Raw genomic sequence first — 10,147 nt, forward strand, 5'->3', positions numbered from 1 at the left:
TCGACCGAACCTCCGGGTGGGCGGAGCGGAGGAGTTGCGGCACCGTGCGTTGTCGTACAGTGACAGACGTTGCGGTGCTCGATCGAAGGTGGTGTGGCATTTCTCGTGCGTTGAGCGGCCGGCAGCTGCGGCAGCTCGCCGAGGCGCTGCTGCACGCGTATCCCGCTCGGACTGGGTTGGAGCAGGTGCTGCGGTTCGACCTGGACCGGCGGCTGTCCGACCTGGTCGGCAACGTCGGCATGAGCGAGGTCGTCTTCGCCGTGATCACCGCTGGCGAGGCCGAGGGCTGGTTGCCGGACCTCATCGACGCGGTCCTGGCCGACCGCGCCGGCAATCCGCTCGTGCGGGCCTGGACCGTGGACACCGGGTGGCGGGAGGCCGCCCCGTTACCAGAGGCTGCCGACGTCTTCGAGCGGACCGTCCGCCCACGCGCGCCGGAGCTCGACCCTGACACCTGGCGCGCCCGGCTCACGGCAGCGCAGGGCCTGGTGTGCCGGGTCTCGGTCGCTACGTCCGCCGGTCTGCGACCGCTCGGCACCGGGTTCCTCATCGGCCCGGATCTGTGCCTGACTGCCCACCACGTGCTGGACGACGTCAAGCCGTCGGCGATTCGGTTGCAGTTCAACCATCGCCGCGACGACGCGGGCGCGACGTTCCCGCTGCACGACGACTGGCTCGCGGCCGCCGCACCGCCGAGCCCAGTGGACACGCTGGAGGATCCCGGCGACCGCCTGCCCGCCGCCGACGAACTGGACTTCGCCGTCCTGCGCACCGCCGGGACACCGGGCGGCTGGCTGCGGGCGGCGCGGCAGGACGCGCTCGCCGCCTACGACGACCTGGTGATGCTGCAGCACCTCGACGGCGAGCCGCTCAGCATGGCGTTCGGGCACACCATCGACTACAACGGCAACGGTACCCGGCTGCGGCACATGGTCAACACCGCGCACGGCTCGTCAGGTGCCCCCGTATTCGACATCTCCCTCGCGGTGGTCGCGATGCACCAGGGCGGCGACCCGGACAAGCGCCGCGGGCACCTGCCGACGCACAACCGCGCCGTCCCGATCACCGCGATCCGGCGAGCGCTGCCGCCGGACCTCGCGGTCTTCTAAGGGCGGACACCGTGGACGGCACCCGCATGCGCCTGCTGATCAACGCCCTCACGAGCGCCTACCCGAGCAACCAGAAGCTCGCCGTCTTCGTCCGCATCGACCTCGACCGGAACCTGGCCGACATCACCGGCGACGGACCGCTCCACCACACCGCGTTCCAGCTGGTCGAGCAGGCCGTGGCCGAGGGGTGGGACGACCTGCTGACCCGCCGGCTGATCGACTGCCGACCGGCGAACCGGCAGGTCGCCGCCTACGCTGAGGCGTACGGGCTCGGGCTTGCGGCGGCGCGGGCCGTGCCGGCGAAGGTCCGCCACCAGAACGACGCCTACTTCGACCTCGACCATGCCAAGAATGTGATCCACGACCTGCTCGACGACCAGCAGGCCGGGCTGCTCGGCATGTGGGTGACGGCCGAGGAGACCGCCGCGGCGAAGCGGCTATGCGCATGGCTGCCGCACTGCCTCGGCGATCTCGAGGAGAAGGACGACGTCAGCCTCGGCGCCGTCATCGCCGACCCGGACCACAAGGTGAAGCAGATCCTGCAGCACCTACCGGAGCTGGACGAGACCAGCATCGTCTGCCAGGTCCTCGTCAACGACGCGACGCCCGCCGCCGTCGACGGCTTCTGGCAGGGTGTCCGGGACGGCTGCGGACCGATCGAAGGCTGGTTCGTGCTGCTGTTCGTCACCGCGACCGATGCTCCCCCGCCGTGCGGGGTCCACGATCTGGGCCGGCCCGTGTTCACCCGGCTCGACGTGGCGAAGTGGGCCCGTGACGTGCTCGCCGGCCTCGGCTGGCCGGCCGATCTGGCCCGTCCCTGGAGCGGCTACGTGCAGAAGCGCGCCGAGCTGCGCGACGGGTTCAGTATCCCGCTCACGTATGGGGCGCTGCGCAGCAGCATCACCGCGGCCCGCAGATGTGAGGACCCGGCACAGTTCAGCGCATGGTTGCAGGGCGAATTGGTGAAGGAGGCCTGACGTGAACGTCAGCCGGGGCGTCGACACGTCGATGCGACTGGACCTGGACGGTGACGTGCCGGCGCAGCGGCCGATCGAGGACGTCGAGGCGGCGCTCGGCGCGCTGGGCAGGCCGCAGCTGCGGACCGTGCCGGCCGAGCCGTATCTGCTCACCGCCGACCTGTGCGACGCGGTCAATGTCGCGATCACCCTCGGCCGGCCGCTGCTCGTCCAGGGCGACCCCGGCGTCGGCAAGACCCGTCTCGCGCACGCCGTCGCGTACCGGCTCGGGCTGCCGCTGGAACAGGCGCACATCAAGTCCACCAGCCGCGGCCGGGATCTGCTGTACACGTTCGACGCGGTGCGCCGCCTGTCCGATGCCCAGCTGCACCGGCCGTGGACCAAGACGCTGCCCGACGACCGCAGCTACGTCCGGCTCGGCCCGCTCGGCAGGGCAATCGCCCGGGCCCGTCACGGCCGCCGGTCGGTGGTCCTCATCGACGAGATCGACAAGGCCGACCTCGACTTCCCCAACGACCTCCTGCGGGAGCTCGACGAGCTGCGCTTCGACATCGACGAGGTCCCCGGCCTGCGGTACGAGGTGCCGCAGGACCGCCCCGACCTGCGGCCGATCATCATCGTGACGAACAACGAGGAGAAGCAGCTACCGGGCGCGTTCCTGCGCCGCTGCGCGTTTCACTACGTCGAATTCCCGGAGCACCCCGACGACCTCGACGCGATCCTCAACATGCACGGCATCGCCGACGCCGCCCTGCGCGGCGGCGCCATCGGCGTCCTGCAGCGCCTGCGCGGGGTCGAACTGGCCCGCAAACCGGGCCTCAGCGAGCTGCTGGACTGGGCCCGCTGCCTGCAGAGCGACGACGTCGATCCGCAGAGCCTCACCACGCTGCCGAAGATCGGCGCGCTGGTGAAGCAGCGCGCCGACCAGGACCGGGCCCGCAAACGGCTGAGCACACCATGAGCACGCCGGTCCCGGCGTTCATCCACGACCTCGTCGTCCGGTTGCGCCGCCGTGGGCTGCCGATCGGCGTGGACGACTGTGCGGCGCTGCGCACCGTGCTCAGCACCGGCCACGGTCTCGGCTCCCCCGACGAGCTGCGCGCGCTGTGCGTCACGCTGTGGGCAAAGTCCCGCCGCGACGCCGAACTCATCGTGTCGACCCTGCACCTCGTGGACGTGCCTGACTGGCCGGTGGCGAATGCCACCGCACCGCTACCGGACCGGACGCCCGGCGCCTCCCCGGCGCCCGACCCGGCAACCGGGATGCCCGCGCCCACCGCCGACGCCGAGGTGCCGGAAGCGCTGACCATCGCCGCCCCCGCCCGCCTCGGCGACGGACTCGGCCCGCCACGCTCCGGCCGGTCCGCGCCGTTCCTGATGCTGCAGCCGCAGTACCCGCTGTCGCAGCGGGAAGTCGCCCAGGTGTGGCGCCGGCTGCGCCTGCCGGTCCGGCAGGGCCCGCCGACGGAGCTCGACGTCGACGCCACCGTCGTGCGCTACGCGTCGACCGGCGTGGCCATGCCGCCGGTGCTCGCCCCGCGCCGCGTCAACGCCGCCCGGCTGCTGCTGCTCGTCGACCTCAACGGGTCCATGACCCCGTTCCACGGGCTCGTCGAGCACGTCCTGCAGGCGATCGTGCGCGCCGCCCGCCTCGACGAGATCACCGTCGCCTACTTCCACAACTCCCCCGGCCGCAGCCCCGACCGCAGCCCGCTGGCCGACCTGCCCGATCCGCTCGGCGCCGAGCTCGACCCGGTGCTGGACCGCATCGCGCCGCTGCCGGGCGGCCGCGTGTACCGCAACCCCGACCTCACCGGTCCGCGGCCGGTGCCGGCGCTCCTGGCCGACACGACCCCCGGATCGGCCGTCGTCGTCATCAGCGACGCCGGTGCGATGCGCGGCTCGTTCGCCATCACCCGCCTGTACGACGCGGTCGCCTTCGCGCTCGCCGTCGCCGCACGCCGGGCCCACCTCGCGTGGCTGAACCCGCTCGCCCGCGGACGGTGGGCCGGCACGACGGCCGGTCAGCTGGCCCGGCACGTGCCCATGTTCCCGCTCGACCGGGAGGGCATGTACGCCGCCGTCGACGTCCTCCGCGGCCGGCCGGCGACATTGGAACGCCCGCTGTGACCGCGCTCGCCGCCGCGTCGGCCGCGGCCGCCCGCCTGGCCGAGGCCCGCTCGGCCCTGCCGCCCGGCGCGCTCGACCTCGCCTGCCACGCCGCGGTGCCGGTCGCCGTCGACCCGACGCTGCTCAACCTCCTGCGCACCAACTTCTTCCTCGACCCGCCGGACGAGCTGCCGTGGACGGTCGAGGCGGACCTTCTGAGCTCACCGCTGTTCCGTGAGCTCGGCGGCGACCTGTACGAGATCGAGCCGGACTTGCGCCGCCACCTGCTGGTGAGCCTGAGCACCCGGTACGGGGTGGACCGCGCCGTCCAGGTGGCGCTGCTGCTGGAGCGGTACTGCGACCGCCCCGGCGTGTGGGGTGGGCAGCCGCTGCTCCTGCACGCCCAGCAGCTGACCGCGCTGAGCATCATCGACCCGCCCGCGGCGTCCCGGTGGCTCGACGAAGCCGGCGACGGGGCGTCGGCCCCCGTGCAACTGTCGCCGGACTGGTTCGTGGCGATGCGCGGCCGCCTGGCCGCACAGCCGGACCCCGCGCTGCGGGTCGCCGACGAGATCGAGGCCGCCCTCACCCGCCTGCGCGCCGGCGACACCGACGTGCTGCCGCTGCTCGGCGAGCTGGCACTGCTGCCCGGCGCGGACGTCGCACCGATCCGGACGACGCTGCTCGGCCTCACGGACGACGCCGCGGCACCGCTACTGCGGTTGCTGGCCCGGGTCGATCCGGTGGCCGCTTCGACGGCAGAGACGGACCGGCCGGTTCCGCTGCACCTCTTGCTGGACCAGACCCTTGCGCAACCCGACCGGATGAGCGCGCCGGCCGGCACCTTCGCAGGCGAGCCCGTGTACCTACCGCTGGACACGGACCTGCTCGTGGTGACGGCCGTGTTCACCGCCAAGGGCGACCGGGCAGACGTACTCCGCAGCATCGCGCTCGCGTTCGCCTGCACATACCGCCCCAGCGAGGTCAACCTGGTCCTGCTCGACACCACAGGTGACCGGGTATTCGACGATCTCCATGTGCTGCCCCACGTCGTCGCGGCCGTCACGGACCTGAGCCGGCAGGAGGACCGGCGCCGCCTACACCGGGCCATCCGGAGTCGCGCAGGCGGGCCTACACCGAAGCCCAGATGCATCATGCTCACTGTCGGCAGCGACGCCGAAAAGGCGGCGGGCCTGCATGCCCAAGCCAGCGACGTTCGGAACGGAGCAGTCTCCACGCTCACGGTGGTGGTCGACAAGCCGCACGCACCGTTGGTCTTGGTTCTCATCCAGACGCACGACAGCCCAGTCCTAACGCAGATGCTGCCCGCGACGACGTCGGTGGCGTACGACGAACGCCGGACGGTCGCCGAGATGCTGATCGATCGGGTGGTCGCACGCGATCCGGACCGGCAGGCGCCGATCTGGGTGCCGGCAGGTGCCAATCGACCGACCCTGGACGAGCTCCTCGCCCGGCTGCCGGCCGACGGCCGGGCACTCGGCGTCGCCGGCGGCATCGACGAGGCGAGCCACAGAGACCACGAGCCGTTCGCGGTCGACCTCGACGCCGGCAATGTCGCGGTCGTCGGCCGGACCTACTCGGGCAAGAGCACCATCCTGTTGTCGCTGGTCCTGTCGCTCGCCCAACGCCGGAGCCCCGACCAGCTCGAGTTCTTCGTCGTCGGCCCGGCCAACCCGCTGGCCGACCTCGCCGGGCTGCCGCACGTCGCGCAGTACGCTCCCCGGCCCGACGCCGACCTGATTGCCCGGGTGCGGCGGGCCATGCAGGCCCGGCGGCTGGCGAGCGGGCCGAGCACGGTGCTGGTCGTGAACGATGTCCCGGATCTCCTCCCGCTCGTGGAGGAGATCCGCCGGTCAGGACCGACGTCGAGCATCCGGGTGCTGGTGTCGGGGACATCCTGGGACTCGCTCGGCCGGTTCGAGATCGAGCTCGAAACGACCTTCGACGATCCTCCCAATTCACGCATCGACCCCGAACAGTACGTCGACCCGGTGCGCTCCATGAGCCACGGCCTGGCCCCGGGCGGGGTGCCGTTCGTCATCCCGCTCATCGACCACGTCGAACAGCTGGTGTCGCGGATCGCCGCCTCCTGGACCGGGCCGACCGCCCGTGACCGGTGGGCCGGCGTCGGCGCCGGACAGGAACCCCCGCCGCGGCCGGTCTCCACCGGCCGCCGGGTCGCCGTCGTCATCGGCACGTCCACGTACGCGGACTCGGAGCTGCCGCCACTGCCCGGCGCGGCCGCCGATGTCGCCGCGATCGCCGAGGTGCTGCGAAGCCCGTCCATCGGCAACTACGACGTCACCGTCCTCCTCGACCGCGACGAACGGACGATCAGGCAGACCCTCGACGACGTCCTCACCGGCAGCGGGCCCGACGACCAGGTCCTGGTGTATGTCACCGGTCACGGGATGCTGGAGCCGCGGGGGCACCTGTACCTAGCAACGACCGACACCCGTCGCAGTAGGTTGCTGGCGACCGCCATCGACTCGCAATGGATCATGGACCTGCTCGACCACTCCCGGGCACGGCAGCAGGTGGTGCTCATCGACACCTGCTTCAGCGGCGCGATGGTCGACAGGCGCAACCCCGTCCCGGACGTCCGCGACCCCCTTGCGCCGGATGTCAGACGAGCCGTCCTCACCGCGACGCAGGGCACGCAGTACGCGTGGCAGACGACCGGCGAGGACGGCAGACCAGGGATGTCAGCCTTCACCGCAGCGGTCGTCAAGGGCCTCTCCACGGGCGATGCGGACGCCGACGGCGACGGCGTCATCACCATCAACGACGTCTACGACTACGTCTACCACGAGATGGCCCGGGCCGGCGTCCAGTCGACACCGGCGCTGCGGTCGTCCGGAACCGGATCGATGACCATCGTACGGTCGCGAACGCCGCATGCCGCCTCCACACCTGGCGACGAACGGCCCGGCCCGGACGAGCTCGACGCCGGTGCCGCCCGCCTCGTGGTGATGGACCTGCAAATCGCGCAGGCTGGCGATCGGCGTAAGCAGCTGGAAGCACGCCTTCAACGCGTCTTCGTCGAGCGGATCATGAATGAATACGACGTCGAACGGATCGGCGGCGACCCCCGGCGCGACCTGACGCTTCGCACGTCTGCTGACGGCGCCGCAGAGCTGCTCGCCGCGCTCGCCAATGGAATCGTCACCGCCAACCAGGACATCGAACTGCAGGATCGGCTGCAGGTTCGCGCAGCGATGTATCTGGCGAACGAAGCCGCCTTCAATTCGGAAGTGCTCAACGCACCCGAGCTGCGCCTCCCAACCGACGCCAACCTCGCAGTCGTTTTCTCAGATTCCTTGCGTACGGCAGTCGCCCATACGGTTACTGGCGCATCATGGACCGCCTTGCGGCCACTGACGCTACATGTTGGCGCGGACCGCTCACCGGTGCACGCCTGGATTGCAGCGGTGCGCACCGAACCGGCTGTGGCTGGCGAGATCCTTGGCAAAAGGCACGAGATCCTTAACAACAGGTACCGGCTTATCGCCCCCATCGGCACCGGCGGCATGGCCGTAGTGTGGCGGGCCCAGGATCTTGCGCTGGACCGCAATGTCGCGGTCAAGTTACTCGCCGACAAGCCCGGCAACTCGGAGCCCTTCCGGGCCGTGGCGCAGGTCCTCGCCCGCCTCCATCATCCCAACATCACCGCCGTGCACGACTACGGCGAGGCCGGTGACCCCACCGCGAACAGGTACGGCCGGCGCCCGTACATCGTGATGGAGCTCCTCGAGGGCGAGCTGCTGTCCAATAGGCTGCGCAGCGGCCCTATGTCGTGGCGCCGCGCCACCCAGATCTGCGCCCAGGTCGCCGCCGGGCTCGCCGCAGCGCACGAGCGCAACCTGGTGCACCGCGACATTAAGCCCGGCAACATCATGCTCACCGCCGCCGGAGCGAAGATCCTCGACTTCGGCGTGGCCGGGCTCACCGGCTCGTTCGCCCCCGACGACGAGGACGGCACCATCTTCGGTACCCCCGCCTACCTGGCCCCCGAGCGGCTCCTTGGCGGCGGGGTCATCCCGGCGACCGACGTGTACACCGTCGGCCTGCTCTTGTACCGCTGCCTCACCGACCGACTCCCGTGGCACGCGGACACGCCAACGCAGATGATCACCAACCACGTCTATGAGCCCCCGCACCCGCTGCCGGAGATCCCCGGCCTGCCCGGCGACATCAGCCAGCTCATCGCCCGCTGCCTCGCCAAGGATCCCGCGGGCCGACCAACCGCCTCGGAGGTCGCACGGGTCCTCGCCGCCGCCACCGGCCTCCACGTCGAACTTCCCCGCCCGAACGAACCTGTCGACGGAACGGTGATGGAGCCTGCACGTCCCGACGGCCAGGACATTCCGGGATATCTTGGCCGGGTCCATGACCGCGCCGGAAATATCGTCGGCACCTGTTTCCAAGCTCGACCTGGCGTCCTGGTGACTGCCCTGCACATCGTCAGCGACTTACAACCTGACATAGTCGTCACTGCGCTCAACCATCACAGCCAGCCGATCCTCGCACAGATAGCCGTGGTCGACGAGCGGACCGACCTTGCGGTGATGAGGTGCACTCAGGCGTTCGACGCATCGGTCGCGGGCTTCGCCGCGACCGACCCAATCCCGGCCGGCACTCGGGTGATCATCGACCGTGCCCTGCTGGGCACCGAACCTCACGCCTCCCCGTACACCGATGACGTTTGGGCTACCGGCGATGGAAGAACTGCCGCCATCCCTTCAATCATCGCAGGCGCACCTGTTCGGCGCCCTGGCGACGATTTGGTCGTCGGGGTCGTCGTGGCCCGCCGATTCGCGCCACGAGGAACAGCACGAACAGAGGACCTGATACCGCTCCTCGACCGTGTGGAAGCCGCGAGCGAGACACCCGAAACGATTGGGCCAGAAGGAACGGCGACCGCAGCCGCCGTGAGAGTACCCTCCGGCGAGTCGCAGATCGACCTCCCGGTGCATCAACCGCGGGCTGGCAACACCGCCGAGGCGCAGGACGACTTCGAACAGCCGATCGTTGCACCGCTATCGCCAGACACCGACGCGGATTTGTGGCGGGCTGTCGCTCTGCTGCGGCGCCTCGATCACAATGGCCAGCGGACGGCGACAGCCGTGCGCGAGGCGCTGGACGGGGTGATCGACGGTCCGCGGACCGGTCGGTACAGCCTGAAACAACTCCTCAAGTCGGAAAAAACTACCGTCGGCGCCCGGGTCGAACTGGCCTTTCAACGCACCTTCGGACTCGCCGATGGACATCGCCTCGACCTATCGATCGACGGTGTCGAGGCGGACTTCAAGTTCACCCAGACCCGGGGTGCGTGGCAACTCGGACCGGAGAACACCGGCCAACTCGTCATACTGGTGTATGCCAACGAAGAACTCGGAGAGTGGGGCCTCGCCCTCGGTCGTGTGACCGACGACCTCGCGGCTCCGACAAAGAATAGAGACGGAAGGTTTCCCCTGCGCCGAGACCGTCTCGACTCGGGACTCATATGGCTGTTCAGAGACGAACCGCTCCAACGGAACGTGCTGGCCGAACTGGACGAGGAAGACCGGCAGGAAATCTTCGCCCAAGCCAGCAGCATCGACAGGGTCATGGAGCTCGCCCGGCGATCGCGGGGACGCCCCATCTCCCGTACGGCTCTGGCGACGGTCGTCATGCAGGCCGATCCGGCGAGACGGCTGCGCGATGCGCAACCGAAGCTGGCCCAAGAAGGCTTGTTCCTGTTCCGTGGCGGCCGAGTAGAGGATCGCCGACGCATCGAGCACCTTGGTCTACCGGAGCTGGCCTCCGACGAGATCGTGTTCCTCCAGCTCGTCAGCGTGGATCCCGAGACCACAACCAAACCGTTCGTCGAGCTCGCCGAGGGCTTCTGGTCGCTGGCGTCGGACTAGGCACAGCCAACAAAGTAGGTGA

At 70.2% G+C, this 10,147-nt stretch carries 5 protein-coding genes; all 5 read left to right on the forward strand.

Features of this window, described 5'->3' with window-relative positions; genetic code table 11:
* The first annotated feature begins 110 nt into the window (after positions 1-110).
* Genes ABD352_RS21215 through ABD352_RS21235 form a run of 5 tightly spaced genes read left to right on the forward strand, consistent with a single transcriptional unit; the run spans position 111 to position 10,125 of the window.
* The gene (locus tag ABD352_RS21215; RefSeq protein WP_344614168.1) at positions 111-1,109 is read left to right on the forward strand and encodes an effector-associated domain EAD1-containing protein; all 999 of its coding nucleotides are present in this window, start codon (positions 111-113) and stop codon (positions 1,107-1,109) included.
* 11 nt (positions 1,110-1,120) lie between these two features.
* Entirely contained in the window at positions 1,121-2,086 is a 966-nt protein-coding gene (locus ABD352_RS21220) for an effector-associated domain EAD1-containing protein (RefSeq protein WP_344614169.1), read from the forward strand.
* A 1-nt stretch (position 2,087) separates the two neighbouring features.
* Entirely contained in the window at positions 2,088-3,047 is a 960-nt protein-coding gene (locus tag ABD352_RS21225) for an AAA family ATPase (RefSeq protein WP_344614170.1), read from the forward strand.
* Positions 3,044-4,216: a hypothetical protein gene (locus ABD352_RS21230; RefSeq protein WP_344614171.1), complete on the forward strand. Its 1,173-nt coding sequence runs from the start codon at positions 3,044-3,046 to the stop codon at positions 4,214-4,216. The genes ABD352_RS21225 and ABD352_RS21230 overlap by 4 nt, the downstream gene beginning before the upstream one ends.
* Complete coding sequence (locus tag ABD352_RS21235) at positions 4,213-10,125, forward strand: NaeI family type II restriction endonuclease (protein WP_344614172.1); 5,913 nt, start codon at positions 4,213-4,215, stop codon at positions 10,123-10,125. Before ABD352_RS21230 ends, ABD352_RS21235 begins: the two co-directional genes overlap by 4 nt.
* Positions 10,126-10,147: the final 22 nt, after the last annotated feature.

This window comes from Dactylosporangium salmoneum, from assembly GCF_039532525.1.
Classification (GTDB): domain Bacteria; phylum Actinomycetota; class Actinomycetes; order Mycobacteriales; family Micromonosporaceae; genus Dactylosporangium; species Dactylosporangium salmoneum.